Origin of the sequence: Trinickia sp. (genome assembly GCF_051953405.1) — a bacterium.
Lineage (GTDB): Bacteria > Pseudomonadota > Gammaproteobacteria > Burkholderiales > Burkholderiaceae > Trinickia.
In genome coordinates this window covers 47,141-73,349 of sequence record NZ_JBQCIV010000082.1, presented here as the reverse complement: position 1 = coordinate 73,349, position 26,209 = coordinate 47,141, and the positions used below count along the sequence as shown (strand labels likewise).

Below are 26,209 nucleotides of genomic sequence, written 5' to 3'. Positions count from 1 at the left end.
CTAAAGTCAGCTTTGCGTCATCGGTTGCTGCGCACCGCCGCGCAGCCGCATGACACTGCGCAGCCCTTTGAAGCGCTGCGCGGGCGCCGTGCCGGGCATCCGGCCAAAGCTTTCCGTCACGCGATCTAGGATGATCGCCAGCAACACGACGGACAACCCGCTTTCGAAGCCCAGGCCGATATCGAGCCGTTGAATGCTGGCGAGAACGTCGTTGCCGAGGCCGCCCGCACCGACCATCGACGCGATGATCACCATCGAGAGCGCCATCATGATCGTCTGGTTCACGCCCTGCATGATCGAGGGCAGCGCATTGGGAAACTGCACCTTGTAGAGGAGTTGCCACGGCGTGCATCCGAATGCCTGCCCCGCTTCGACAATCTCGCGATTGACGTGGCGAATGCCGAGGCTCGTCAAGCGCACGGCGGGCGGCATCGCGAAAATAACGGTCGACAAGATCCCCGGCACGCGCCCGAGGCCGAACAACATCGCGGCCGGGATCAAATAGACGAAGGCCGGCATCGTTTGCATCAAGTCGAGCACGGGGCGCACCACGAGCGCGACGTGCTTATCCTTGGCGGTCCAGATCCCCAGCGGAATGCCGAAGACGAGACTGATTAGCGTCGACGAGAGGGTCAAGCCGAGCGTGATCACAGTTTGATCCCAAAAGCCCGTGGCATAGATCAGCAGCAACGACAGCGTCGTGAACAGCGCGAACCGCCAACCGAGCCGCCATAGACCCACGGCGATGAATAGCGCCATCATCGCCCACATCGGGATCGCCTGCAGGCCGTGTTCGACCATGCCCGCGAGCCCATCGATGGCCCGACCGATCACGTCGAACGCATGGCTGTCGTGATCGAGCAGATAGTGGACCGATTGATCGACCCAAGTGCCGAGCGGAATGAGTTCAGACATGGGAGCCTCGCGTACGGGTAATGGCTTTGAGAACGACGGCGCGATCGACCGAGCCGCAATAGCAGCCGTCGTCGTCCACGACAGGTAGCGCGCGGGCATGCGCCATGACGCTCGAGACCACTTGCTCGAGCGGTGCGCTGCGCGCGATGCATTCGGTTTGCGCGAGGCTCGGCGAGCCATTGCCGAGCGCGTCGCGGCTCACGAAGCCGCGGATCTTGCGAGCGGCATCGAGCACGAAGGCGTACTCGGCGCTGCCGTTCAGCGATGCGGCCACGCCGGCTGCATCGAACTGGCGAACGAGCGGCACGACATCGATCTGCATGAGATCGCCGGCCGTGAGATAGCGGCTCGTATCCACGCCGTCGAAGAAGGCCCGCACGTAATCGTTCGCCGGGCGGCTGATGATCTCCTGTGGCGTACCGACCTGCACGAGACAGCCGCCTTCCATGATCGCGATACGGTTGCCGATCCGCAGCGCTTCCTCGAGATCGTGCGAGACGAACATGATCGTGCGGCGCTGCTCCTTTTGCAGTTGCAGCAACACGTTCTGCATCTCCTTGCGCTTGAGCGGATCGAGCGCCGAGAACGCTTCGTCCATGATCATGAGCGAGGGATTCACCGTCAGCGCGCGAGCGAGACCGACCCGCTGTTGCATGCCGCCCGATAGTTCGGCCGGCAGCTTGTGCGCGAACGGCGCCAGCCCCACCTGCTCGAGCACCGTCAGCGCGCGGGCCTCGCGCTCCTTGCGCCGGACGCCGGCGACTTCGAGACCGAAGGCGGCATTCGACAGCACGGTGCGCTGCGGCATGAGCGCGAACGACTGAAACACCATGCTCATGTCTTTTCGACGCAGGGCGGTCAACTCGCGGCGCCGCGCCGCAACAATGTCGCGCCCATCGATGAGCACCTTGCCGGCCGTCGGATCGACGAGCCGATTGATCAGGCGAATCAACGTGGATTTACCGGAGCCCGACAGCCCCATCAGCACGAATATTTCGCCTTCCTGAACGTCGAACGAAACGTCGTGCACGCCGACGACTTGGCCCGTGCGTGCGAATATCTCGTCCTTCGTCGCGCCGCCAGCCAGCATGTCGAGCGCTTGCTTGGGGTTCGTGCCGAACACCTTGCACAGCCCCTGCACCATCACCTTCGGTGAACTCATCTCTTCCGTCTCCTTGCGGCAGGCCGACGCCTGCACAGTCTGCCTACATGGTTGCCAGAAAAATCCCCTCGCAGCCGACGAATTCCGACGCACGCTTGCGAAAATGCGACACGGGCCCCCTTGCCGTGCCGGGCCGTTTGCCGGCCAAGCGCCGTAGCATAAGGCCCGACGCGTCGATTGCAATCCTCTCATGCGGCCGGCATGTCGCGAAACGACAGATTCGCGTCCAAAAATGCGTGCGCACCGCGCATATCGGCTGGCAATACTCAGCCAACCGGATCCGTACCCGAATGGAATCCGGGTAAGCGAAAAGACCGATTACAACGACGACGGAGCACACCATGAGTCCACGCAAGACCCTGTCACGCCTATCGTCCGCCGCTTTCGGCGGCGCGGCGCTTTTGTTCGGATCGCTGCATGCGCCGGCCGCCCTCGCGCAAGCCGCCGATGCCGCCAGCGCAAGCGCCCCGGCAGCCACCGCGCCCGCGGCGCCCGCCGATTCCGCATCCGCTGCCACCGCTAGCGCCCCTAGCGCGGCGCCGGCTGCCTCGCCGTTCACGGCCAACGTGACGCTCGCGTCGCAGTACGTCTCGCGCGGCTTCCGTCAGGGCTGGGGCAAACCGGCCATTCAAGGCGGCATCGATTACGCGCATCCGAGCGGGCTGTTCGCCGGCACCTGGCTCTCGAGCGTGAGCAGCAAATTCATCGAAGGCGGCACGGTCGAATGGGATCTGTACGGGGGATACGGCGGCTCGATCGGCGATTTGTCTTACACCGGCACGATCTACTACTACGTCTACCCGGGCGCGCGCATGTCGGCTGCCGCAACGAGCTACAACTATGGGGAGTTCGTCACGGCCCTCACGTACAAGTGGTTCACCGCGAAGTATTGGCTGACCTATACGCCGAATTATTTCGGCTACGACAGCCAATCGCTCGGCATCGGCAGCGGCAAGAACAGCCGCGGCTCGGGCTACCTGGACTTGAATACGAACATCGACCTCACGCACGGTTTCTCTCTGCTGCTGCACTACGGCTGGGAACGCGTGCAGAACTTCTCGGCCTATAACTGGCAGGACGCGAAGGTGGCCGTGTCCAAGACGTTCGACGGCGGCTGGACCCTGACAGGCGCCGTGACGAAGGGGTGGGGCGCCACTAACGTCTACGACCGTTACACGACGGGCGCGCCCGATTCGTCGGGCAACATCGCCGTATCGAATCCGCTGCAGACGACGTTCTTCGCGACGATCACGAAGGTGTTCTAACGCGGCTCGGAGACAGCCGCATCGTTGTCGGCCACGGCAGCACCGGGACGGCGTCGAGTCCTTCGACGCCGTTCGTTTTCGTTTCATGACAGAATGGCCGCGTCTCGTCACTGGCGCGCATTCGATCGATGATGCTTAGACGTCCCCGCCGCTCATTCGTTCTCGCGCTCGGCGCCGCGCTCGTCGCCGCCGGATGCTCGGTACTCGCCGCCGCCGATCCCAACGCGCTTTGGCAAATCGTCAGTCTCGATTGCGTACCGGCTGCTCGCACGACAGGTAAAACGGGCGTCTGCGCCACCGTCGATCTACCCGGACGCTACGCGCTGCTGCGCGACCGAAACGGTGTCGCCCAGCATCTTTTGATTCCGACCGAGCGCATCTCGGGCGTCGAGAGCCCCGTGCTGCTAACACCGGATGCACCGAACTACTGGGCCGATGCCTGGAACGCGCGCGGCTACGTCGAGGCCGCGCTGAAGCAGGCGCAACGCGCGCCGCTCGCCGACGATGGAATCGGGCTCGAGATCAACTCGGCCATGCGCCGTTCGCAAGAACAATTGCACATCCACATCGACTGCGTGCAAGCCAAGGCCACCGGGGCACTGGTGCGGCATCGGAACGATCCTCCGCACGTGTGGACCTGGGACACGATCGACGGCACGCGGTATCGCATCATGCATATCCCGGGGCCCTCGTTCGATTTCAATCCGTTCGATCTGGTCGCCGGCCCTCGCACAAGCCCGGACGTCATGGCGGAGCAGACGATCTTCGTGACGGGCGCCGGCGCGTCCGCCAAGGACGCGGGCTGGTTGGTGCTGAACAGCAGCCTCGATACCGATGGCGGAACGGGATCGGCGGAAACATTGCTCGATCATCGATGCGAGGCGGCAGGCACCCTATAGCAACGGGTCGGGCGCACTCATCTACGCGGTCGGATTTCTACGCGCCATTGCCGCCATCGAAAGGCGTGTTTGCAATTTTTTGCACTTTTTCTCTGCCATTCCCCAATCCAATGCTGCAAAATGCCGCGGCAACGCGCGCACGACGCGGCCAGCCGCATGGCCGTGCGGCCGTGCGAACGCGCTCGCTCGACGGCGCGTTTTATGCTGTGCGACGAGAAGACAATAAGTAATAAGCGATAAGTAATAGGCAAAAAGAAAGAGCCAAAGGCAGAAACATGCAATTCACCATGCACCGGTTTGCCCTCGTCGCGTTCGCAGCGGCGGCTATCATCAACTTGAGCGGCTGTGCTTCGTTGTACACCGAGAGCGCGACGGCAGGGGCCGGTATCGCCGGTGCCGCGGTCGCCGCCAAGGTAACGCGCAACGCGGCTGTCGCGACGGGTATCGGTCTGGGCGCCGTGGCCGCCGCGAAAGCGGGCGTGCAGTACACCGAACGCGTCGTGCACCGGCAAACCCAAGATTCGATCGCGAGCGCCGCCGGACCGCTGGCGGTCGGCGCCGTTGCCCCTTGGGAGGCCAAGCACTCGGTGCCGATCGAGGAAAACGAACACGGCCGCGTGACCGTCAGCCGGACCATCAGCACCGGCGCGCTCGACTGTAAGGAAATCGTGTTCTCCGTCGACCGCGATGCGACGAAGGATCAGCCGCCTTCCAGCGCGTTCTACGTCGCCTCCGTCTGCCGCGACGGCAACACTTGGAAGTGGGCCTCTGCCGAGCCGGCGACGCAACGTTGGGGCGCATTGCAATGAGCGCGCGCACGCTACTCGCCGCCCTCCTGTGCGCCGGCGCGGGTGCCGCCATCAGCGGCTGCGCGTCGATCGGTGCGGCCAGCGGTGCCGTGGCCGGCGTCGCGACAGGTGCCGTCACGGCCAATCCAGCGGTCGGCATCGGTGTGGGCATTGCCGTGCAAGCGGCAACCGACGAAGCCGTCAATCGCTACATGCTGCGCATGCATGCGGACCAGCAAAATGCGATCGCAACGCTCGTCGGCACGTTGCCGGTCGGTGCATCCGAGCCTTGGCGCGTCAAGCATACTTTGCCGATCGAAAACGGCCACGGCGAAGTGCGCGTCATCCGCGCGTTCGATACGGCGCTCGCGAGCTGCAAGGAGTTCGCGTTCTCGTTCGTGGACGGCGACAAGCCCGATTCGAAGACCGACTGGTTCACGGCAAGCGCCTGCCAGCAAGGCTCGGCGTGGAAATGGGCGACGGCCGAGCCGGCCGTCGAGCGCTGGGGCACGCTGCAATAGGGGGCAAGCGCTAATCCGGCGAGAGGCCGCGCTCGGCCAACCATGCCCGATTGAATAGCCGTGCGAAATACAGGCTGCCCCGGTCGCAAAGCAACGTGACGATCGTATGCCCCGGCCCCATCTCGCGGGCCAGGCGCTCAGCGGCCGCCACGTTGATGCCTGTCGATCCCCCAACGTAGAGCCCCTCCTCGCGCAAGAGCCGATAGGCCGTCGCCACGCAGGTTTGATCGTCGATACGAACGGCATCGTCGATCACGGTGCCTTCGAGATTGGCCGTAACGCGGCTGGAACCGATGCCCTCCGTGATCGAATTGCCCTCCACCTTGATTTCGCCCGTCTTGACGTAGCTATAAAGCCCGCTGCCGCGGGGATCGGCCAATAGGATCTTGATCGCCGGGTTACGCTCCTTCAGATATCGAGAAACGCCCGCAAGCGTTCCGCCCGTGCCCGTCGCACAAACGAATGCATCGATCTTGCCGTCGGTATCGCGCCAAATCTCCGGCCCGGTGCTCTCGTAGTGCGCCTGGCGATTGGCGACGTTATCGAACTGATTCGACCAAATGGCGTTTTCGGTTTGTTCCGCCAGCCTGCCGGCAATTTTCTGGTAATTGTCGGGATCTTTATAAGGCTTGGCTGGCACGGGCCGAACGTCGGCACCGAGCACCCGCAGTAGATCCATTTTTTCCTGCGATTGCGTTTCGGGAATCACGATCACGCAGCGATAGCCGCGAGCGGCGCAGATATGAGCGAGACCGATGCCCGTATTGCCCGCCGTCCCTTCCACGACCGTGCCGCCAGGCTTAAGTACCCCCCGACGCTCGGCGTCGCGAACGATGTAGAGCGCGGCCCGGTCCTTGACCGACCCGCCCGGGTTCATGAATTCGGCCTTACCGAATATCTCGCACCCCGTTTCTTCGCTCAGGCGAGCGAGACGAATGAGCGGCGTGCCGCCGATCGCACCGACGAAACCCTCGCACCGAGCCATCGTGCCCTCCTCTTCGAAGCATTGATGCCATTGCATCGCTTCTAGGATAGGCCAGGCCAAACGGCAATACGATGCGGCGGCGATATCGCCCCATGAAACCGCAGCGAAATTCGGCCGGCACTCGCTTACATAGTGCTTACGAACGAGTTGCTAGGCGCTACGCTCTACCGGGTGCGACTCACTGCGCTTCCATGACCAACAATTGGGCGCCGTCGGTCACCTGATCGCCCACGCCGAAGAGCACTTGCGCGACCTTGCCCGCCGCGGGCGCGCCAATCGTATGTTCCATCTTCATCGCTTCCATCACGATCAAGGGCGCCCCCTTCTCGACGATCGCGCCCGGTTCGACGAGCACCGCGATGACCTTGCCCGGCATCGGCGCGGTCAAGCGCCCTTCGCCATGTTCGGCGTCGGCCGCGTGCGCCAGCAGGTTCTGCCATTCGAACGCGAGCGCCGAGCCTTGGCAAAACACGTGGAACAGGTCCCCGTCGACGAACACACGCCCCGTCACGCGCGCATCGCCCAGACGCGCCCCGAAGGTATGCGGCTCGCTCCCGCGCCACCAGTCGAACCCCTCGGCCGTCCCCTCGTGTTCGAGCGTACGCATCTCGCCTTCGCGGGCATAAACGACCTTGAACGTCGCCTCGTTATCGGTATCGCGCCATTCGATCGTTTGCCGATAGCTGCCGTTCAAACGCCAATGCGAGAGCGCATCCCAGGGCGATGCGCCATGCGCCGCGCCGCCCTCGCGCGTCAACAACGCGCCGCACGCGAGCGCCAGCGCTTCCTTGAACGGTCTTTCGACCGGCGCGAACAACTGCGCATGATGACGTTCGATCAGGCCCGTATCCAAGTCGGCCGTGGCGAACGGCTTGCTTTGCACGATGCGCTTCAGGAACGCCACGTTCGTTTGCGGACCGACTGCCTCGCACGCCTGCAATGCGCGGCTCATGCGCGCCAGGGCTTCTTCGCGATTGGCGCCGTGCACGATCAGCTTCGCAATCATCGGGTCGTAGAACGGCGTGATCGCGTCGCCTTCGCGTACGCCGCTATCGATCCGCACCGGCGCGCGCGAGGGCGAACCGATCGAGAACTCGACGCCTTCCGGCATACGCAGATATTTGAGCGTCCCCGTCGACGGCAAGAATCCGCGCGCCGGGTTTTCGGCGTAGACGCGCGCTTCGATCGCATGCCCGTCGATACGCAATTCGTTCTGGCGCAACGGCAGCGGCTCGCCCGAGGCCACCCGCAATTGCCACTCGACGAGATCCTGCCCCGTGATCATCTCGGTCACGGGATGCTCGACTTGCAGCCGCGTGTTCATCTCCATGAAGTAGAACGCGGTGTCGGTCATGATGAATTCGACCGTACCGGCCCCGACATAGGAGACGGCACGCGCAGCCGCGACAGCCGCTTCGCCCATCGCGCGACGCACGTCGTCGGACAAGCCCGGTGCCGGCGCCTCTTCGAGCACCTTCTGGTGACGACGCTGCACCGAGCAATCGCGATCGAACAGATACACCGCGCCGCCATGCCGGTCGGCGAATACCTGCACTTCGACGTGGCGCGGGCGCGTCAGGTACTTTTCGATCAGCACGCGATCGTTGCCGAAGCTGCTCGCCGCTTCGCGCTTGCACGAAGCGAGCGCTTGTGCAAAGTCTTCGCTCTTTTCCACGACGCGCATGCCCTTGCCGCCACCGCCCGCGCTCGCCTTGAGCAACACGGGATAGCCGATCGCATCGGCTTCGCGCTGAAGCAGTTCCGCGTCTTGTTCGTCGCCGTGGTAGCCGGGCACGAGCGGCACCGCGGCCGCATGCATGAGCGCCTTGGCTGCGGCCTTAGACCCCATCTCGGCAATGGCCGACACCGGCGGGCCGATGAACACGAGCCCCGCCGCCTCGCATGCCTGCGCGAAATCTTCGTTTTCCGACAGGAATCCGTAGCCCGGATGAACGGCCTGCGCACCCGTGCGCACGGCGGCATCGATGATCCGTTCGATCCTCAGGTAGCTTTCGCTCGCCGCCGCGCCGCCGATATGCACGGCTTCGTCGCAGGCCGCGACGTGCTTGGCATTGGCGTCGGCATCGGAATACACGCCGACGCTCGCGATGCCGAGCCGCTTACACGTCGCCGCCACGCGGCAAGCGATTTCGCCGCGGTTCGCAATCAAGATCTTGTTGAACATGGAAAGTCTCGCAATGAAGCGGCAGTCGGTTGCGGTCAGTCGCGCCAATTCGGCGCACGTTTTTCGAGGAACGAGGCCACGCCTTCACGCCCCTCTTCGCTCGCACGAATACGGGCGATGCGGCCCGCGGTATCGTCGATCAGCGCTTCGTCGATCGTCTCGCCCGCGACATCCTGCACGAGACGCTTCGATTCGCGCACGGCGTGCGGGCCGTTGGCGCACAAGGCGGCCGTGATCCTTTTGACTGTCTCGTCGAGCGCGTCGGGTGCCACCCTTTCGTGCACGAGCCCAACGCGTTGCGCCGTCGCGCAATCGAACGGCTCGGCCGTGACGAAGTAGCGGCGCGATGCCCGTTCGCCGAGTGCACGCACCACGTACGGCGCGATCGTCGCCGCGATGAGGCCGAGGCGGGCTTCCGACAGACAAAAGCGCGCACTCTCCACGGCAACGACGATATCGCTCGCGGCCACCAAGCCCACGCCGCCCGCATAAGCGTCGCCCGACACGCGCGCGACGACAGGCTTCGTCGAACGATAGATGGCCGACAGCATATCGGCCAGGCGCCGAGCGTCGACGCGGTTCTCCTCGTCGGAGAACGTCGCCATCTTCTTCATCCAATTCAGATCCGCGCCGGCGCAAAACGCGGGACCGTTGGCGGCCAGCACGATTGCGCGGACATCGTCGCGCGTTTCCAACTGGCGAAACGCGTCGGTCAACTCGGCGATCGTCGTCTCGTTGAACGCATTGCGCACATCGGGCCGATTAAGCGTCACGGTGGCCACGTGACCGGCAAACGAGAGTTCCAGCATGCTGTATTGCATAGACATTGTGATCGGCTCCCTTGAAAGCACGATGCCTTACATCCGGAACACGCCGAAGCGCGTGTCCTCGATGGGCGCATTCATCGCAGCCGAGAGCCCCAGGCCCAGCACGTCGCGCGTTTGCGCCGGATCGATCACGCCGTCATCCCACAGCCGCGCACTCGCGTAGTACGGGTGGCCTTGATGTTCGTATTGATCGCGAATCGGCTTCTTGAACGCCTCTTCCTCTTCGGCGCTCCAGGTGCCGCCCTTCGCTTCGATCCCGTCGCGCTTGACGGTGGCCATGACCGATGCGGCCTGTTCGCCGCCCATCACCGAAATACGCGCATTCGGCCACATCCAGAGGAAACGCGGCGAATAGGCACGGCCGCACATGCCGTAATTGCCGGCACCGAACGAGCCGCCGATGATGACGGTGAACTTCGGCACCTTCGCCGTGGCCACGGCCGTCACCATCTTCGCGCCGTTGCGCGCGATGCCTTCGTTTTCGTACTTGCGGCCCACCATGAAGCCCGTAATGTTCTGCAGAAACACGAGCGGAATCTTGCGTTGGCAGCACAGCTCGATGAAATGCGCGCCCTTCACGGCCGATTCCGAGAACAAGATGCCGTTGTTGGCGATGATGCCGACCGGGTGTCCCCAAATATGGGCGAAGCCGGTCACGAGCGTGGTGCCGAAACGCGCCTTGAATTCGTCGAATTCGGAATCGTCGACGATACGCGCAATCACTTCGCGCACATCGAACGGCTTGCGCGTATCGACGGGAATGACGCCATACACGCTTTGCGCATCGTAACGCGGCGGTTTGACCTCGCGCATGGCCACCGGCACTTGCTTCGTGCGATTGAGTTTGCCGACGATACCGCGCGCCAACGCCAACGCATGCGGATCGTTTTGCGCCAGGTGATCGGCCACGCCGGACAGCCGCGTATGGACGTCGCCGCCGCCGAGATCTTCGGCGCTTACTTCCTCGCCCGTTGCGGCCTTCACGAGCGGCGGGCCGCCCAAGAAGATCGTGCCTTGATTCTTGACGATAATCGATTCGTCGCTCATCGCGGGTACATAAGCGCCGCCGGCCGTGCACGAGCCCATGACGACGGCGATCTGAGCGATGCCCGCGGCCGACAGGTTCGCTTGGTTGTAGAAGATACGGCCGAAGTGATCGCGATCGGGGAACACGTCGTCTTGGTTCGGCAGGTTGGCGCCACCCGAATCGACGAGATATACGCAAGGCAGCCGGTTCTCCGCCGCGATCTCTTGCGCGCGCACGTGCTTCTTGACCGTCATCGGGTAGTACGTGCCGCCCTTGACCGTCGCGTCGTTACAGACGATCACGCATTCCTGCCCGGCGATACGGCCAATACCCGTGATCACGCCGGCACCGGGCGCGGCATCGTGGTACATCCCGAACGCCGCGAGCTGCGAGAACTCGAGGAACGGTGTGCCCGGATCGAGCAGTTGGGCAATGCGATCGCGCGGCAGCAGCTTGCCGCGGGAAACGTGCTTATCGCGCGCGGCTTGTCCGCCGCCGAGGGCGAGGTGGGCGACCTTCGCGCGCAGATCGGCGACGAGCGCTTCGAGCGCGGCGGCATTCGCTCGGAACTCGTCCGAGCGCGGGTTCAACTTGCTTTCGATGATCGGCATAGGGCTCGATGCTCCATCTCGCGGCGTTCGTTCTCAAAGGTGGCGGGTGGCGGTGCCGAACACCGCTCTCGCCCTGTCCGTCAAAGCGTTTCGGCGAACAGCTCGCGGCCGATCAGCATGCGGCGCACTTCGCTCGTGCCCGCGCCGATTTCATAGAGCTTCGCATCGCGCCACAGACGGCCGACCGGATACTCGTTGATGTAGCCGTTGCCGCCGAGGATCTGGATCGCTTCGCCCGCCATCCACGTGGCTTTTTCGGCGGTATAGAGAATGACGCCCGCGCAATCCTTGCGCACTTGGCGCACGTGGTCCTTGCCGAGCGTATCGAGCTGGCGGCCCACCGCGTACAGATACGCGCGGCACGCTTGCAGCGTCGTGTACATATCGGCAACCTTGCCTTGAATCAGCTGGAACTCGCCGATGGGCTGGCCGAATTGCTTGCGATCGTGGATATACGGCACGACGGCATCCATGCAGGCGAGCATGATGCCCGTCGGGCCGCCGGCGAGCACCGCGCGCTCGTAGTCGAGCCCGCTCATGAGCACCTTCACGCCGCCGTTCAGTTGGCCGAGGATATTTTCCTCGGGCACTTCGACGTCTTCGAATACCAGTTCGCCCGTGTGCGAGCCGCGCATGCCCAGCTTGTCGAGCTTTTGCGCGACCGAGAATCCTTTCATGCCCTTTTCGACGATGAAGGCCGTGATGCCGCGCGCGCCCGCTTCCACGTCCGTCTTCGCATAGACGACGAGCGTGTCGCAATCCGGCCCGTTCGTGATCCACATCTTGGTGCCGTTCAACACGTAGCGGCTGCCGCGCTTATCGGCACGCAACTTCATGCTGACGACGTCGGAACCCGCGTTCGGCTCGCTCATCGCCAGTGCGCCGACGTGTTCGCCGGAGACGAGCTTGGGCAGGTATTTGCTCTTTTGTTCGGGCGTGCCGTTGCGGTGAATCTGGTTTACGCACAGATTCGAGTGCGCGCCGTACGACAAGCCGACCGACGCCGACGCGCGCGAGATCTCCTCCATCGCCACCATGTGCGCGGTGTAGCCCATGTTCGCGCCGCCGTATTCCTCCGATACGGTCATGCCGAGCACGCCGAGTTCGCCGAACTTGCGCCACAAATCCATCGGGAATTGATCGTTGCGGTCGATCTCGCCCGCGCGCGGCGCAATTTCCTTCGCGGCGAAATGGGCGATCGCGTCGCGCAGCATGTCGATGTCTTCGCCGAGCGCGAACTGCAAACCAGGCACATTGCTCATGAACGTCTCCTCGAATTCGGGTATTCGGATTCGGGCCGGATCGGGCCCTCGCGAGCGGCATTCGCGCTCGAACACCGCGCATTTCACGCCACATTTACGTAAGCGTCAATAGTTTTGTTGAGGAACGCTCATTTTTTCGATACGACGGACTTGCGCGGGCTGTCAGTGCTAAGATCCGGCGCAGCAACCACGCGAGTGCAACAAAATTGAATACGACTCAGACCGGGGAAGAATCGAAGGCCGAAACGGCGGGCGCGCGGCGCCAGCCGGCCGGGCGCAAATCGCAGCAACGCGTGAAGGACATCCTCCAGGCGGGGCGCGATGTCTTCTCGGAAAAAGGTTACGAACGCGCGACGACCGCGGAGATCGCGCAGCGACTCGGCGTCTCGGAAGCCACCGTGTTCAGCTATTTCCGGGGCAAGCGCGAGTTGTGCGCCCGGGTTATCGCCGATTGGTACGACGAAATCATCGCCGCCATCGAAACAGGCTTGCCACGGGACGGCAGCGCGCGCCAGCAATTCGCCTTCATCGTCCGCACGCACTTGCGGTTGATGCTCGTGCACGGAACGGGGATGTGTTCGCTCGTGTTGTCGGAAGGCCGCGCGAAGCATCATGAACTGAGCGCGGAGCTGACGGCCCTGCAACGCCGCTATACGGCCCCGCTCATGCGCGTGCTCGCGCAGGCACAGCAGGCCGGGCAGATCCGCGCCGATCTGCCGCTGCGGCTGATGCGCTCGATGGTGTTCGGGCCGATGGAGCATGTCCTGTGGGATGCGACGCTCGCGCATCGGAGCCCCGACATCGACGTGACAGCCGATCGGCTCGTCGACATCCTATGGACCGCACTGCAACCGCCGGCTCCGGCGATCGCCGCGCTGGTGCAATTGAAGGACGATGTGAGCGAAGCGATGCGGCGGTACGAATCGGCGGTACCGACGGACGAGGCAGATTCGGCCAATGCCGATACCAGTGCCGGCAACCGGCGCAAGACGCGGCGCTTGCAGACAGGCGATTGACGCATCGACGCATTGTCCCCGGCCCGTTCGACCTGAGGCGCGCTTTCTCGGCGCGCTTGCCGAAGGCGAAACGCAAGGCTATCGTTAGGGGTTTTCGCCTCCCCCTTTGCCCGCTTCGATGACTACTCGTCTCACGCCCGCGATCGCGTCAAAGTTCGCCACCTTGGCGCTGGCTCATCTGACACGCGAGTACCCCAACAAAATCACGCACTCGCTTGCCGGCCCGCAAGACGTCCGTTCGCCGCGCGAGTTGCACCCGATCTTCTACGGCAGCTACGACTGGCATTCGTGCGTGCATGGATATTGGCTCGTGCTGCGATTGCTCGATCGATACCCCGAGTTGCCGCAAGCGGCCGAGATCCGCACTGTCGTCGACGCGCACTTCACGCCCGCCAATGTCGCAGGCGAACTCGCTTATTTGAGCCTTCCTCACAATCGGGGATTCGAACGCCCCTATGGATGGGCGTGGCTGCTCGCCCTCGCCGGCCAGCTCGACGCGATGCGTTCGCCGGAGGCCATTCGCTGGGCCGCGACACTCGCTCCGCTGACCAACGCGTTCATCGACCGATTCACGGAATTCTTGCCGAAGGCGAGCTATCCGGTGCGCGTGGGGACGCATTTCAACACGGCGTTCGCACTGGCGTTGGCGCTGGAATTCGCGCATGCAACGGGGCGGACGGCGTTCGCGACCTTGATCGAAGAAACCGCATGGCGCTGGTATAAGAGCGATGCCGATTGCCAGGCATGGGAGCCTGGCGGCGACGATTTTTTGTCGTCCTCGCTGATGGAGGCGGAATTGATGCGGCGCGCGCTGCCGCTCGATGCGTTCAGCCTGTGGTTCGGCCGCTTCTTTCCCCGGCTCGCGCAGCGCGAACCGGCCACGCTATTTACGCCGGTTACCGTCACGGATCGCACCGACGGCAAGATCGCCCACCTCGACGGCTTGAACTTGAGCCGGGCTTGGTGCCAGCGCTCGTTGGCCGGCGCCTTGCCGGACGGCGACCCGCGCAAGGCGCTGCTCGAGAACGCGGCCGAGGCGCATTTGAAGACCGCGCTCGCGCATGTGGCCGGCGATTATATGGGCGAGCATTGGCTCGCCACGTTTGCGTTGTTGGCACTGGAATCGTGAGAATCGGCGGGGCGGCTACATTCCCGCTTCTTCTCGATAAATTGGATTGCCTGCCGGCATCCTCTCCAATGCAATGTCTCGGGGGTTCAGTCCATGTTCGGGTGGTTCAAGCGAAAAGAGGCTCCCGCCTCGGGTCCCGACTATCGGCACGTCGACTCGCGCGCAAAAGCGGAAGCCCTTTCCAAGCGCGGCGAATTGCAGAAGCTATTGCTGTTGCCGTCCGAATTCGGTGGCGAGGATATTCCACCGAACGTCGTCTACGTTCCGCCGTTCGCCGCGGCGCTTAAACAGCGCATCGATTCGAACACCGTTGCCCCCATGGCGCGCAACGGGCAAGCCACGCAATACAGCGCGACCCCCGAGTACGAGGGAAACAGCGTAATCCCGTCGCAAATACGCATTTCGGCGACGAATCCAGGCCATTTCGAAGGCACTGTAGCCATTTGGGGTCGAGCGATACAGCAAAAGGCCGCCGCGCAACCGCAGGGGCCGGCGCCGGCGCCGGAATTGCCGCCTTTCCGGCTGGACGAATTCGCCGACACGCTTGAACCGAAAGCATTGGTCCTTGCTTTTATCGCAGACTATGAAGCGTGGAATCGTTATGCCAACGAGGCGCATAACCGAGATCCGCGTTCCGGGAACGGCATGGCCGCCGCGGAATCGGCGTACGCAACGCTGACGGGGAAATTTTGCATCCCGGGCCATCGACATCAGCCCATTGCCTTCGGCAACAAGTCGACGCACACCAGCGAGAACGAAGTCATCGTAAGCGTAGACTCCACGGGCGATACATCCGTCGTGAAGACACGCCACACGAAGAAGGTCGGCACACTGTCATTAACCGACGATTACGAATACCACCTGAAGAAAGCGAATGGCCGGTGGTTCATCGTCAGCGTCCTTTATGTCGACGAGGAAGGCAAATACGAGGGGCTGTAACCGCCTCGATGTTGCCCTCCCCCTACGATTTGGGCGAAGCCCCGGGCTACAACGCTTCGGGGCCACCGCACCCCAGGCTCGGGGCTCGTCACCTCTGCCTGCACTCACGAGGTCTCGCTGGCGCGCCGATACACCGGCGATGCCCGGAATATCGCGCATCGTCGGCCTCCACTGCGTTCGGCGACGCTCGCCGCGTTTTTTCGCGCTCAACTCTTATATAAGACATAAGACATTTGACGTTCCACCCATTGCAAACTAGAATCCCGGTCGATGCAGTGCCCGGAACAGGAACAGCCTCGGCGTGCCTGGCCTTCCCTCGAAACGCGATACAGCAGGTCCCCCATGCTTGAAAACTTTCGTGCTCACGTAGCCGCGCGCGCCGCGCTCGGCATTCCTCCCCTGCCGCTGACGGCCCAACAAACGGCCGAGCTGGTGGAACTGCTGACGAATCCGCCCGCCGGCGAAGAGCAAGCGCTGCTCGATCTGATTACGCACCGCGTGCCTGCCGGCGTGGACGAAGCCGCCCGCGTGAAGGCCGGCTTCCTGGCCGCCGTGGCCAAGGGCGAAACCGCCTGCCCGCTGATCTCCCGCGCGCGCGCCACGCAATTGCTCGGCACGATGCTGGGCGGCTACAACATCGAGCCGCTGATCGCGCTGCTGTCGGACGCCGAAGTGGGCGCAACAGCCGCCGACGCGCTGAAGAAAACCCTCCTCATGTTCGATCAGTTCCACGACGTCAAGGAGCTGGCCGAGAAGGGCAACGCCAACGCGAAGGCCGTGATGCAAAGCTGGGCCGACGCCGAATGGTTCACGAGCCGTCCGGAAGTGCCGCAAAGCCTGACCATCACCGTGTTCAAGGTGACGGGCGAAACGAACACCGACGATCTCTCGCCGGCCCCCGATGCCACCACCCGCCCGGATATCCCGCTGCACGCGCTGGCCATGCTCAAGAACGCGCGCCCCGGTATCACGCCCGAAGAAGACGGCAAGCGCGGCCCGGTCAAGTTCATCGAATCGCTGAAGGAAAAGGGCCACCTGGTCGCCTACGTGGGCGACGTGGTCGGCACCGGCTCCTCGCGCAAGTCGGCCACCAACTCGGTGCTGTGGTTCACGGGCGAAGACATCCCCTTCATCCCGAACAAGCGCTTCGGCGGCGTGTGCCTCGGCGGCAAGATCGCCCCGATCTTCTACAACACGATGGAAGACGCCGGCGCCCTGCCGATCGAACTCGACGTCTCGAAGATGGAAATGGGCGACGTGGTCGAACTGCGCCCGTATGAAGGCAAGGCGCTGAAGAACGGCGAAGTAATTGCCGAGTTCCAGGTCAAGTCGGACGTGCTCTTCGACGAAGTTCGCGCCGGCGGCCGGATCCCCTTGATCATCGGCCGCGGCCTGACCGCCAAGGCGCGCGAAGCGCTGGGCCTGCCCGCCTCCACGCTGTTCCGCTTGCCGCAACAGCCGGCCGACAGCGGCAAGGGCTTCTCGCTGGCGCAGAAGATGGTCGGCCGCGCCTGCGGCTTGCCCGAAGGCCAGGGCGTACGCCCGGGCACGTACTGCGAACCGAAGATGACGTCGGTAGGCTCGCAGGACACGACCGGGCCGATGACGCGCGACGAACTGAAAGACCTGGCGTGCCTGGGCTTCTCGGCCGACCTCGTCATGCAATCGTTCTGCCACACCGCCGCCTATCCGAAGCCGGTGGACGTGAAGACGCACCAAACGCTGCCGAACTTCATCAGCACGCGTGGCGGCATCGCCCTGCGTCCGGGCGACGGCGTGATCCACTCGTGGCTGAACCGCATGCTGTTGCCCGATACCGTGGGCACGGGCGGCGATTCGCACACCCGCTTCCCGATCGGGATCAGCTTCCCGGCCGGTTCGGGCCTGGTCGCGTTCGCGGCCGCCACGGGCACGATGCCGCTGGACATGCCGGAGTCGGTGCTCGTGCGCTTCAAGGGCAAGATGCAGCCGGGCGTCACGCTGCGCGATCTCGTCAACGCCATTCCGCTGTACGCCATCAAGCAAGGCCTGCTGACGGTGGCCAAACAGGGCAAGAAAAACATCTTCTCGGGCCGCATTCTCGAAATCGAAGGCCTGCCCGATCTGAAGGTCGAGCAAGCGTTCGAATTGTCGGACGCATCGGCCGAGCGCTCGGCCGCCGGTTGCACGGTGCACTTGAACCAAGCGCCGATCATCGAATACCTGAACAGCAACATCACGCTGCTCAAGTGGATGATCGCCCAGGGCTACCAAGACCCACGCAGCTTGCAGCGCCGCATCAAGGCGATGGAGCAATGGCTCGCCGATCCGCAATTGTTGTCGCCCGATGCCGACGCCGAGTACGCGGCCGTCATCGAGATCGATCTGGCAGACATCCACGAACCGATCGTGGCGTGCCCGAACGATCCTGACGATGTGAAGACGTTGTCGGACGTGGCCGGCAACAAGATCGACGAAGTGTTCATCGGCTCGTGCATGACGAACATCGGTCACTTCCGTGCCGCATCGAAACTGCTCGAAGGCAAGCGCGACATCCCGGTCAAGCTGTGGGTGGCACCGCCGACCAAGATGGACCAGAAGCAGTTGACCGAGGAAGGCCATTACGGCGTATTCGGCACGGCTGGTGCCCGCACCGAAATGCCGGGCTGCTCGCTGTGCATGGGCAACCAAGCACAAGTGCGCGAAGGCGCGACGGTGATGTCCACTTCCACCCGGAACTTCCCGAACCGCCTGGGCAAGAACACGAACGTGTACCTCGGCTCGGCGGAATTGGCGGCGATCTGCTCGCGCCTGGGCAAGATCCCGACGAAGGAAGAGTACATGGCCGACATCGGCGTGCTGAGTGCCAACGGCGACAAGATTTACCAGTACATGAACTTCGATCAGATCGAAGACTTCAAGCAAGTGGCCGACACCGTGTCGATGTAAGCACGGGTGAATGGGCCGCGGCGGGCTGTATCGCCGCGGCTCGCACCGATGATGAATAGCACCGCAGGCGGGATCGCTGCGGTGCTATTTTTTTGGGGTGCGCTAACGACTAAGCGAACGACATCACGGCGTAGTCGTCAATTCTCGCATTGCCTCGACCAGTGCGTCGCACTCGCCGTCGGTGCCGACGGTAATGCGGAGATGTCGGTCGATGCGCGGCTGCTTGAAATGCCGCACGAAAATTTCTCGGTCTTTTAAACGCGCCGCAAGCGTTGCAGCGTCGTGTACCGGATGGCGCGCAAAGATAAAGTTTGCCGCCGACGGCACCACCTCGAACCCTAGGCTCGACAGCGCTTGGGTCATCCGCTCGCGGCTCGCGATCACTCGCTCGCACGTGGCACGGAAGTAGGCGTCGTCTTCATAGGCGGCCTGCGCGGCGACTTGGGCGAGGCGGTCCAACGGGTAGGAATTGAAACTGTCTTTGACGCGATTGAGCGCTTCGACGAGCGATGCGTGACCGAACGCGAAACCCACCCGCATACCGGCGAGCGAACGCGCCTTCGACGCCGTATGGACGACGAGTAAGTTCGGATATCGGTCGATCAACGAGATGGCCGATTGCGCGCCGAAATCGACATAGGCTTCGTCGACGACGACGGCCGACGACGGATTCGCAGCGACGATCCGTTCAATGTCCGCGAGCGGCAATGCGCGGCCCGTTGGGGCATTCGGATTCGGAAAGAGCACGCAACCGGCGTCGCCCAGGTAGTTGTCGACCTCGATCGAAAAATCGTCGGCGAGCGGGACGGCCTCGTAGCGCACGTCGTACAGCCGCGCGTAGGTCGGATAGAAGCTATAGGTGATATCGGGAAAGCGCAGCGGCTTGTCATGCTTGAGCAACGCTTGAAATACGTGCGCGAGTACTTCGTCCGAGCCGTTGCCTGCGAATACCTGCTCCGGCTTCAAGCCGTGATGGGCCGCGACCGTCTCGCGCAGGCGGCGCGCAAGCGGATCGGGATAGCGCCGCAGGGTTTCGCCCGCCTCGCCCAATTCGCCCGCGATGGCCTGGGCGACGCGCGGCGACGGCGGATAGGGATTCTCGTTGGTGTTCAGCTTGAGCGGGTGCGCGAGCGCCGGCTGCTCACCCGGCACATAGGGCACAAGTTTCTGAACGATATCGCTCCAATAACGGCTCACCAGTTCCCTCCTGACCTAAAAGGCAAAGATTACTCGATCTGTAGCGACTCAGTCATCGGCGTGAGTGCAATCGGAGCCATCAACGCCTGGCAATGAAGCTAACTTTGACGCGTCGCGATCGGCGAGTATCCGAACGCGCGCAAATACGCGCGCGAAAACGCCGACGCGCTACCGAAACCGACGCGCTGTGCAACAGCCTTGATCTTCGCACCGCCCACCAGCGCGCGATGGCCGAGAACAAGGCGCCACGTCGTCAGATAGGCAGCGGGCGTCGTGCCGACGATCTGCCGGAACGACGCCATAAATTGGCTGCGCGACATACCCGAAACGCAAGCAAGCTCTTCGACGCGCCAGGGCCGATCGGGTGCATCGTGCATCGCCACTAGCGCGCGATGCAGCGCGGGATGAGAGAGCCCGGCGAGCAATCCCGGGGACGTCGCACCGCCATCGATGACCTGCCGCAAGATCATGAGCAACATCACCTCGCATAAACGGCCCATCGCGGCGCTTTGCCCACAGCGAGGATTCGACGCTTCTTCGACGAATGCTCGAGTGATCGCGTGCAACGTCGGCAACTCGTTCAAATCGACGCACACGCTTTCCGGCAATGCTGTAACAAGCGGATTCAACGGCCCGCCGAAGCTGACCGAAGCACCGACGAGCGCGTCGATTGCGACCGTGGAGCGTTGTGGCGAGCCGGTGTAAAGAATGAGTTGTTGCGGCATCCGTTGCGAATCGCCAAGCACCATGATGCTTGCGTCGGCCGTCGGCACGGGGCTATCCGACACTTGGATCGACAAATCGAAGGCTCGAAAAAAGGCGGAGAGCCGATCCACCTTGTTCGGTCGAACCGGATTTTCGATCATGTTTCTAGGATTTTTCATGCCACAAAGTATGAGACAGTCGACTCATCGCGTCAACGAGCGCGAATCCCCAGTCATGAAAGGAGTTGCGACATGCTCACCCCGCGTCAAACGGCACCCGCGCTGGCGGTCGATACCTTGGACCATGGTTCGTTCGAACTCGCGTCGGAGGCGCCTGAGCGGCTGACCTTGATTTGTTTTTATCGCGGGCTGCACTGCCCGATCTGCGCGATGTATCTGAAGGAGCTGGACCGTCTCGCGCCGGAATTCGCGCAACGAGGCGTCACGACGATCGCCATCAGTTCCGATAGTGCGTCTCGCGCGCGCGAAATGCAGCAAAAGATTGCCGCGACTCGTTTGCGTATCGGTTATGGGCTTCCGTTGTCGGAAGCCCGCAAATGGGGACTTTATATCTCGGCTTCTCGCGGCAAGACCTCGATCGGGATCGTCGAGCCCGAGCTATTTTCCGAACCCGGTCTTTTCCTGCTTCGTCCGGACCGGACCATTTACTACCTCTCGATACAATCGATGCCGTTCGTTCGGCCGAATTTCAAGGAGCTTCTGCAGGCGATCGATTTCACGATCCAGCATGATTATCCGGCGCGCGGGGAGTATGTCGGCGCGGTTTGAGCCGATTCGCTAGACCAAAACGAGTTGTCCTAGAACGATAGAGACTCGCGATGCGTTATCATGCGGCGCAATCGCACATACGGGCGATACGCGTCGCCTGTGCCGCACCCGTGCACGTTCCGATTCGACAACTCATTCGTTCGCTCAATGGATTACCGTCGTCATGTCGTTATCGTTGGTTTCGGCAATCTGGGTCAGGCGATACTGCCTCTGCTCCGTGCCGCCTTTCCGACGTACACGCTGACCGCCATCGAGCAACACGGCGACGAGGCGCGCGTGGCGCTGGCGAATGCTTGGGGGGTGCGCTTTATCGTACGCCGGATCGACGCATCGAATTACGCGGATGCGATCGGCCCTTTGCTCGCACGCGGCGATTTTCTACTCAATCTCGCCCCCGCGGTCGAAAGCGCGGCGTTGATCCAGTTAGCGCAGCAACGTGGCGCATTTTATCTGGATACCGGTATCGAACCGTGGGCCTACGCGCTTGGCGATGCCGATTCCACTACCAATTATGCCTTGCGGCAACAGCTACTAACGCTTGCAAAGATACGGCGAGGCGCGCCAACCGCCCTGGTGGCCCACGGCGCCAATCCCGGCTTCGTTTCTGTGCTGGCGAAATGCGCACTCGTCGAAATGGCGGAGCGCTTCAATCTAAATGCGTGGCGGAACCGCGTACCTCGCAGTCGCGATGAATGGGCGTTGCTTGCCGCCGATCTCGATGTCCGCGTCATCCAGATTTCCGAACGAGACACGCAACGCACTGCAACGCCGGCCACCGGCGACACATTCGTCAATACGTGGTCGGTGGACGGCTTCGTCGCCGAATGCCTGCAGCACGCCGAACTCGGCTGGGGCACGCATGAAACGCAGTTGCCTGCCGGCGCGCGCCGCTATCGGGAAGACGGCCGCGCCGCGCCCGCGATCCGTCTTGCCACCAACGGCATCGACACGAAGGTTCTGACGTGGACACCGCTTCACGGCGCCTTCGAATCGCACGTGCTCACGCATAACGAATCGATCTCGGTCGCCGATTACCTCACGCTCGCCGATGCGGACGGACGGCCGCGCCATCGGCCGACCGTCTACTATGCGTATCGCCCGATCGATGCGGCACTAGCGTATTTTCCGTTGCTTGCCGGAGGCTTTCCGTCGCCGGACGACCAGCGCGAAGGCCTGTCCGAAACACGTGTACTGAAAGACGAACTGGTCACCGGCGTCGACGAACTCGGCGTACTCGTCATGAGCGGGCGCGGTGAATCGCTGTGGTTAGGCTCGGCGCTATCGATCGAACGGGCACGCAAGCTCGCGCCGTTGAACAATGCGACCAGTTTGCAGGTAGTGTCGAGCGTGATCGGCGGTATGCATTGGATGATCGAGCACCCACGCGCCGGCATCGTCGAATCCGATGCGATCGATCATCGAACGACCTTCGAGCGCGTACAAAAGTTCTGGGAGCCGATCCAGCGAGTCTGGACCCGTTGGCGCCCCGGCGGCACCGAATTGCGCTTCGGCGATTTCCTGTGCCGCCCACCCGTCGCTCGGGATGACAGCGTGGACCTCGTCGCCTCACATTGCCAAACGGAATCCGCATGAAACGCATCGCGCAAATGCCGCGGCCAGACTGGCCGAGCCGCCTGGAATCGATCGGTTTTCATTTCCACTCGCTGGACGAAAACGACATGCCGCAGCCTGTCGATCAGCATACCTTCATCTATTGGCGGGAGGATATTGCGTACGAGTTCTCCGAGGAGGAAGTCGAAAGACTCTACGCCGCCGCACTCGAGTTGAACCGCTTGTGCCTGGCCGCGGTCGATCATGTGATCGAGCACGACCTATTTGTGCGGCTCGGCATCGGCACGCGCGCCGCGGCCTGGATTCGCGAGTCGTGGGAACGGGACGATCCTACGCTCTACGGCCGCTTCGACCTGACGATCGGCGCGGACGGCCAGCCGAAAATGTACGAATACAACGCCGACACGCCCACGTCCATCATCGAGGCGAGCCTGGCGCAATTCTTCTGGAAAGAGGACGTGCGGCCTCACGACGACCAGTTCAACAGCTTGCACGAGGCACTGATTGCGCGCTGGAGCTGGTTGCGCAACCACTACCGCGACGTATCGCTGCTGCATTTCGCGTGCATGTACGACAGCCAGGAAGACGTCTGCAATACCGAGTATTTGATGGACACGGCCGTGCAGGCCGGGTGGTCGGTCAAGCTGATCGACGTCAAGGACATTGGCGTCGACGGCGACGGAGGCTTCGTCGATCTTCAGGACGAGGCGATCGAGCTGATGTTCAAGCTGTTCCCGTGGGAATGGATGATGAATTCCGCCTACGGCGACGATTTGCTGAAGGACCGTTGCCGTTGGGTGGAGCCTCCGTGGAAGGCGGTGCTGTCGAACAAGGGCATCTTGCCCATCCTTTGGGAGCTGTTTCCGGATCATCCGAATCTGCTCGAGGCGTCGTTCCACGAGGCGCACTTCAGTCGCCGCCCCTATGTGAAAAAGCCGCTGCTCTCGCGAGAAGGCGCCAACGTGATGCTCGTCACTCCGGACGGACGTCGCATCGAAACAGGCGGGCAATACGGTCGCGAAGGTTTTGTTTATCAGGCCTACGCCCCGGCGCCGCAGTTCGGCGACCGCTTCGTCACGCTTGGCGCTTGGATCGTCGACGACGCGCCGGCCGGGCTTTGCGTGCGCGAACAATCCGGGCTAATCGCCACCAATACGTCGAACTTCGTTCCTCATTACTTCACGCGCGGTTAAGCGCGATTATCATGGCCGACAAAAACAAGCACAGCGCGAACGGACCGAAGCGCAAGCCAGCACCCTCGCGGAGCGCCCCCGGGCAGAAGGGTAACTTGAATAAGCCCCTGTTGTACTTGATCGGCTTCGGCGGGCTGGCGGTCGGTGCCGCGCTATGGCTGTCGCCGAGCGAACCCGCCGTCGATGTCGAGCGGACGCGATATGCGTCGCGTGACGCGTGCTTGCAGGATTGGAACGACCCGGCGGATTGCGAGTTCGTGTCCGACGCCGGCGATGCAGCAAAGGCGGACGCGGCGTCGGGTGCGTCGGGTGCGTCGGGTGCGTCGGGCGCTGGCTTTTCTGGCGCCGCACATGGCGGCTGGTACGGCCCGTACTACGCACGCGACGGCTTCGTCTATCATGCGAGTGGCCTGCATACGATCGGCGTGCCGACGCAGCACGGTACAGTGTCGTCGCTCACGGTACGCGAAAGCGCGTTATCGGCCGATTCGTCTGCGTTCCATTCGACGCCTCGTAGTGTTTCCGTGAGCGAAGGCCGCGCGATTTCGCGAGGCGGCTTTCTGTCCTTCCGCGGCGGGTCGGGCGGTGAAGGCGGGCACGGAGGCGAAGGTGGGCATGGCGGCGGAGGCGGTCACGGATCGGGCGGCGGCTGAAGTCGTCTCGCGCTCCGAGGTATAGAATCCACTCGCGAAGGAAGCGGATCGCCCGGATTGATGAAGCTAACGGCCGATATTTCACTGGGCCGACGGGTTTCCCGCGATGGAGACGGACAAACTGCCTGAGGCAGCGGCCGCTGCCAGGGAATCGAGAAAAAAGGAGAAGACAAGTGAATTGGCTCAATTCGCGTTTCACGATGTCGTTGGCCTTGCTGCTCCCCCTTTCCGCCACGGCTGTGGCGGCGCCGTTGCCCGGCAAGGCGCCGACGTGCGACGCCGTGGGACAGGCTATTGCGGCCGCCTACGGGCCCATCGCCTCAGTCGAGGACAATACCGCTGCGGTAAACCGACTCGGGGCTCAGGTTCCCTACACGGTTTTACGGGCCTGTCGCGTGCACATGCCGGGAAAGAAGGTGCCGTTATCGATCACGTTCGATGCGCCATTAAACCGGCAATTTCTCGAAGGCATGGCACAGTTTGCCGGTCAGCACGGTAGCCCCGCCAAAAAACTGACAGGCCCCGGCTACGGCGACCTAGCTTATCTCACACCGCAGATTGGCGGCGGAACAGCGATCAACGCATTGGTGGGCCAAGTCGTTGTCACCATTACAGCGTGGACGTCGGCCCAGGACACCGAAAATATCGCCGAACATATTATCAAGCTCATGTAACGGGGATGAGAATCGGACGGCGCTAGCGGCGCATGAGTTGGAGAAGCCGATCGAGCGTTGGCTCCCGTTCCCGCGCGGCGCCATAGTCGAGCGCAAACCGTACAGCCGAGCGAGATGCTCGTGGGCGATCACAAGATCTTGACGCCACGGGTGTTCAACTCGGGCTTGGCCCAAAACGAGCTGCCCGCGTACTTCGCAAACAGATCCGGCGGAATGCAAGGTTTGCGCTCGCGATACTCGACCTTTTCTCTGACCTTGTGCAAACCGGGCATGCCGAGAAGCGCATCGTAGTCGGGCTCATCGTAGATCACGTTGTTCAAGTCGTGCGCGAACCAGGGCTCGCCGAGTTCGTCGTAGAGCTTTCTCAACGTTCGTTCGGGCTCTTTCACCAGACGTTCATACGGGATGACGATCAGGCGCTTGGCTTCGTCGCCAAACCAAGCTTCCCGCAGCGCGCTCCAAGGATGGCCGATCAGTCCGTTCTCCGAATTCATCAGCATGTCCACGCGTGAATAGACGGAGACACCGGGTTGAAAATTGAACATCCGCGACAACTGGAGCGGGTTCTGGGCGAGCATTTTCTCGATACTGTCGATAATCCAACCGATGTCTCGAACGCAGCAAACGAGGCGCGATTGCGGATAGAGTTCGCGCAGCAACGCCGCGCGGGCTGTCCACGTTCGATTCGTGTCGAAAACAACGTGCTCCGGCTCTACATCGGGATAGTAAGCGTCAAACACGCCGCGCAACATGGCTGCACGCTTGGGATCATCGAAGAAGACACTGAACTCGCCACCGCACATTTTCTGATGAAGCGCGCCGCACAGCGAGGCGACCGGGCTCGTCATCGCTGCGCGAAAGCGCGGGTTTTGGCGCAGGAGCGCGCACAGTAAAGTCGATCCTGAACGGGGCAGGCCCGAGATCAAATGCAATCGATGAACCATACGGCTCCTTGTCGGCGAGAGGTT

At 62.8% G+C, this 26,209-nt stretch carries 22 protein-coding genes and 1 pseudogene; 13 read left to right on the top strand and 10 right to left on the bottom strand.

Annotated elements, in window-relative coordinates; translation table 11 throughout:
* Window positions 1–6: 6 nt before the first annotated feature.
* Window positions 7–915, bottom strand: a complete 909-nt coding sequence (choW, locus tag ACTHN9_RS13975; protein WP_440537355.1) for a choline ABC transporter permease subunit — start codon at window positions 913–915, stop codon at window positions 7–9.
* Window positions 908–2,188 (bottom strand): annotated as a pseudogene (locus ACTHN9_RS13970) (quaternary amine ABC transporter ATP-binding protein); the annotation flags it as partial. The gene choW and the pseudogene ACTHN9_RS13970, both read right to left, overlap by 8 nt.
* A gap of 230 nt (window positions 2,189–2,418) precedes the next feature.
* Between ACTHN9_RS13970 and ACTHN9_RS13965 the strand changes: the two are divergent.
* The 4 genes from ACTHN9_RS13965 (at window position 2,419) to ACTHN9_RS13950 (ending at window position 5,550) form a co-directional block, all read left to right on the top strand.
* Window positions 2,419–3,342: a TorF family putative porin gene (locus tag ACTHN9_RS13965; RefSeq protein ID WP_440537354.1), complete on the top strand. Its 924-nt coding sequence runs from the start codon at window positions 2,419–2,421 to the stop codon at window positions 3,340–3,342.
* Window positions 3,343–3,473: 131 nt separating this feature from the next.
* Window positions 3,474–4,241: a CDP-diacylglycerol diphosphatase gene (locus tag ACTHN9_RS13960; protein WP_440537353.1), complete on the top strand. Its 768-nt coding sequence runs from the start codon at window positions 3,474–3,476 to the stop codon at window positions 4,239–4,241.
* A gap of 275 nt (window positions 4,242–4,516) precedes the next feature.
* Entirely contained in the window at window positions 4,517–5,050 is a 534-nt protein-coding gene (locus tag ACTHN9_RS13955; RefSeq protein WP_440537352.1) for a hypothetical protein, read from the top strand.
* Window positions 5,047–5,550, top strand: coding sequence for a hypothetical protein (locus ACTHN9_RS13950; protein ID WP_440537351.1), 504 nt, complete (start codon window positions 5,047–5,049; stop codon window positions 5,548–5,550). Before ACTHN9_RS13955 ends, ACTHN9_RS13950 begins: the two co-directional genes overlap by 4 nt.
* Window positions 5,551–5,560: 10 nt before the next feature.
* On the opposite strand, the gene ACTHN9_RS13945 is transcribed toward ACTHN9_RS13950, so the two are convergent.
* From ACTHN9_RS13945 to ACTHN9_RS13925, 5 genes are all read right to left on the bottom strand, one after another.
* Window positions 5,561–6,535, bottom strand: a complete 975-nt coding sequence (locus tag ACTHN9_RS13945; RefSeq protein ID WP_440537350.1) for a cysteine synthase A — start codon at window positions 6,533–6,535, stop codon at window positions 5,561–5,563.
* A 178-nt stretch (window positions 6,536–6,713) separates the two neighbouring features.
* A complete protein-coding gene (locus ACTHN9_RS13940; protein WP_440537349.1) occupies window positions 6,714–8,720 on the bottom strand; it encodes an acetyl/propionyl/methylcrotonyl-CoA carboxylase subunit alpha in 2,007 nt (668 codons plus the stop codon).
* 35 nt (window positions 8,721–8,755) lie between these two features.
* Complete coding sequence (locus ACTHN9_RS13935; protein ID WP_440537433.1) at window positions 8,756–9,541, bottom strand: enoyl-CoA hydratase/isomerase family protein; 786 nt, start codon at window positions 9,539–9,541, stop codon at window positions 8,756–8,758.
* A 36-nt stretch (window positions 9,542–9,577) separates the two neighbouring features.
* On the bottom strand, window positions 9,578–11,185 hold the full coding sequence (locus ACTHN9_RS13930; protein WP_440537348.1) for a carboxyl transferase domain-containing protein: 1,608 nt from the start codon (window positions 11,183–11,185) through the stop codon (window positions 9,578–9,580).
* A gap of 80 nt (window positions 11,186–11,265) precedes the next feature.
* A complete protein-coding gene (locus ACTHN9_RS13925; RefSeq protein WP_440537347.1) occupies window positions 11,266–12,447 on the bottom strand; it encodes an isovaleryl-CoA dehydrogenase in 1,182 nt (393 codons plus the stop codon).
* Between the two features lie 206 nt (window positions 12,448–12,653).
* Here ACTHN9_RS13925 and ACTHN9_RS13920 point away from each other — a divergent pair, with 206 nt between their 5' ends.
* From ACTHN9_RS13920 to acnB, 4 genes are all read left to right on the top strand, one after another.
* Window positions 12,654–13,463: a TetR/AcrR family transcriptional regulator gene (locus ACTHN9_RS13920; protein ID WP_440537346.1), complete on the top strand. Its 810-nt coding sequence runs from the start codon at window positions 12,654–12,656 to the stop codon at window positions 13,461–13,463.
* A gap of 118 nt (window positions 13,464–13,581) precedes the next feature.
* Window positions 13,582–14,592, top strand: coding sequence for a DUF2891 domain-containing protein (locus tag ACTHN9_RS13915; RefSeq protein WP_440537345.1), 1,011 nt, complete (start codon window positions 13,582–13,584; stop codon window positions 14,590–14,592).
* Between the two features lie 195 nt (window positions 14,593–14,787).
* Complete coding sequence (locus tag ACTHN9_RS13910) at window positions 14,788–15,531, top strand: hypothetical protein (RefSeq protein WP_440537344.1); 744 nt, start codon at window positions 14,788–14,790, stop codon at window positions 15,529–15,531.
* 342 nt (window positions 15,532–15,873) lie between these two features.
* Window positions 15,874–18,459: a bifunctional aconitate hydratase 2/2-methylisocitrate dehydratase gene (gene acnB / locus ACTHN9_RS13905; protein ID WP_440537343.1), complete on the top strand. Its 2,586-nt coding sequence runs from the start codon at window positions 15,874–15,876 to the stop codon at window positions 18,457–18,459.
* A 123-nt stretch (window positions 18,460–18,582) separates the two neighbouring features.
* Here the strand turns inward: acnB and hisC are convergent, their stop codons facing one another.
* Window positions 18,583–19,656, bottom strand: coding sequence for a histidinol-phosphate transaminase (hisC, locus tag ACTHN9_RS13900; RefSeq protein ID WP_440537342.1), 1,074 nt, complete (start codon window positions 19,654–19,656; stop codon window positions 18,583–18,585).
* Window positions 19,657–19,754: 98 nt separating this feature from the next.
* Complete coding sequence (locus tag ACTHN9_RS13895; RefSeq protein WP_440537341.1) at window positions 19,755–20,522, bottom strand: AraC family transcriptional regulator; 768 nt, start codon at window positions 20,520–20,522, stop codon at window positions 19,755–19,757.
* Window positions 20,523–20,612: 90 nt separating this feature from the next.
* On the opposite strand from ACTHN9_RS13895, the gene ACTHN9_RS13890 reads away from it, so the two are divergent.
* From ACTHN9_RS13890 to ACTHN9_RS13870, 5 genes are all read left to right on the top strand, one after another.
* A complete protein-coding gene (locus ACTHN9_RS13890) occupies window positions 20,613–21,149 on the top strand; it encodes a peroxiredoxin-like family protein (RefSeq protein ID WP_440537340.1) in 537 nt (178 codons plus the stop codon).
* A 147-nt stretch (window positions 21,150–21,296) separates the two neighbouring features.
* Window positions 21,297–22,742: a saccharopine dehydrogenase NADP-binding domain-containing protein gene (locus ACTHN9_RS13885; protein WP_440537339.1), complete on the top strand. Its 1,446-nt coding sequence runs from the start codon at window positions 21,297–21,299 to the stop codon at window positions 22,740–22,742.
* Window positions 22,739–23,914, top strand: a complete 1,176-nt coding sequence (locus ACTHN9_RS13880; protein ID WP_440537338.1) for a glutathionylspermidine synthase family protein — start codon at window positions 22,739–22,741, stop codon at window positions 23,912–23,914. The genes ACTHN9_RS13885 and ACTHN9_RS13880 overlap by 4 nt, the downstream gene beginning before the upstream one ends.
* 95 nt (window positions 23,915–24,009) lie before the next feature.
* Entirely contained in the window at window positions 24,010–24,567 is a 558-nt protein-coding gene (locus ACTHN9_RS13875; RefSeq protein WP_440537337.1) for a hypothetical protein, read from the top strand.
* A gap of 173 nt (window positions 24,568–24,740) precedes the next feature.
* Window positions 24,741–25,241, top strand: coding sequence for a hypothetical protein (locus ACTHN9_RS13870; protein ID WP_440537336.1), 501 nt, complete (start codon window positions 24,741–24,743; stop codon window positions 25,239–25,241).
* Window positions 25,242–25,369: 128 nt separating this feature from the next.
* On the opposite strand, the gene ACTHN9_RS13865 is transcribed toward ACTHN9_RS13870, so the two are convergent.
* On the bottom strand, window positions 25,370–26,185 hold the full coding sequence (locus ACTHN9_RS13865) for a sulfotransferase family protein (protein WP_440537335.1): 816 nt from the start codon (window positions 26,183–26,185) through the stop codon (window positions 25,370–25,372).
* Window positions 26,186–26,209 lie beyond the last annotated feature (24 nt).

Excerpts from the sequence above, each read along its gene's own strand:
- ACTHN9_RS13940 (WP_440537349.1), bottom strand. The coding sequence starts at position 8,720 with ATGTTCAACAAGATCTTGATTGCGAACCGCGGCGAAATCGCTTGCCGC.
- ACTHN9_RS13930 (WP_440537348.1), bottom strand. The coding sequence starts at position 11,185 with ATGCCGATCATCGAAAGCAAGTTGAACCCGCGCTCGGACGAGTTCCGA.
- ACTHN9_RS13945 (WP_440537350.1), bottom strand. The coding sequence starts at position 6,535 with ATGGCTCGGTGCGAGGGTTTCGTCGGTGCGATCGGCGGCACGCCGCTC.
- ACTHN9_RS13955 (WP_440537352.1), top strand. The coding sequence starts at position 4,517 with ATGCAATTCACCATGCACCGGTTTGCCCTCGTCGCGTTCGCAGCGGCG.
- ACTHN9_RS13915 (WP_440537345.1), top strand. The coding sequence starts at position 13,582 with ATGACTACTCGTCTCACGCCCGCGATCGCGTCAAAGTTCGCCACCTTG.
- choW (WP_440537355.1), bottom strand. The coding sequence starts at position 915 with ATGTCTGAACTCATTCCGCTCGGCACTTGGGTCGATCAATCGGTCCAC.
- ACTHN9_RS13865 (WP_440537335.1), bottom strand. The coding sequence starts at position 26,185 with ATGGTTCATCGATTGCATTTGATCTCGGGCCTGCCCCGTTCAGGATCG.
- ACTHN9_RS13935 (WP_440537433.1), bottom strand. The coding sequence starts at position 9,541 with ATGCAATACAGCATGCTGGAACTCTCGTTTGCCGGTCACGTGGCCACC.
- ACTHN9_RS13885 (WP_440537339.1), top strand. The coding sequence starts at position 21,297 with ATGGATTACCGTCGTCATGTCGTTATCGTTGGTTTCGGCAATCTGGGT.
- ACTHN9_RS13895 (WP_440537341.1), bottom strand. The coding sequence starts at position 20,522 with ATGATCGAAAATCCGGTTCGACCGAACAAGGTGGATCGGCTCTCCGCC.
- ACTHN9_RS13925 (WP_440537347.1), bottom strand. The coding sequence starts at position 12,447 with ATGAGCAATGTGCCTGGTTTGCAGTTCGCGCTCGGCGAAGACATCGAC.
- ACTHN9_RS13880 (WP_440537338.1), top strand. The coding sequence starts at position 22,739 with ATGAAACGCATCGCGCAAATGCCGCGGCCAGACTGGCCGAGCCGCCTG.
- ACTHN9_RS13960 (WP_440537353.1), top strand. The coding sequence starts at position 3,474 with ATGCTTAGACGTCCCCGCCGCTCATTCGTTCTCGCGCTCGGCGCCGCG.
- ACTHN9_RS13890 (WP_440537340.1), top strand. The coding sequence starts at position 20,613 with ATGCTCACCCCGCGTCAAACGGCACCCGCGCTGGCGGTCGATACCTTG.
- ACTHN9_RS13950 (WP_440537351.1), top strand. The coding sequence starts at position 5,047 with ATGAGCGCGCGCACGCTACTCGCCGCCCTCCTGTGCGCCGGCGCGGGT.
- acnB (WP_440537343.1), top strand. The coding sequence starts at position 15,874 with ATGCTTGAAAACTTTCGTGCTCACGTAGCCGCGCGCGCCGCGCTCGGC.
- ACTHN9_RS13965 (WP_440537354.1), top strand. The coding sequence starts at position 2,419 with ATGAGTCCACGCAAGACCCTGTCACGCCTATCGTCCGCCGCTTTCGGC.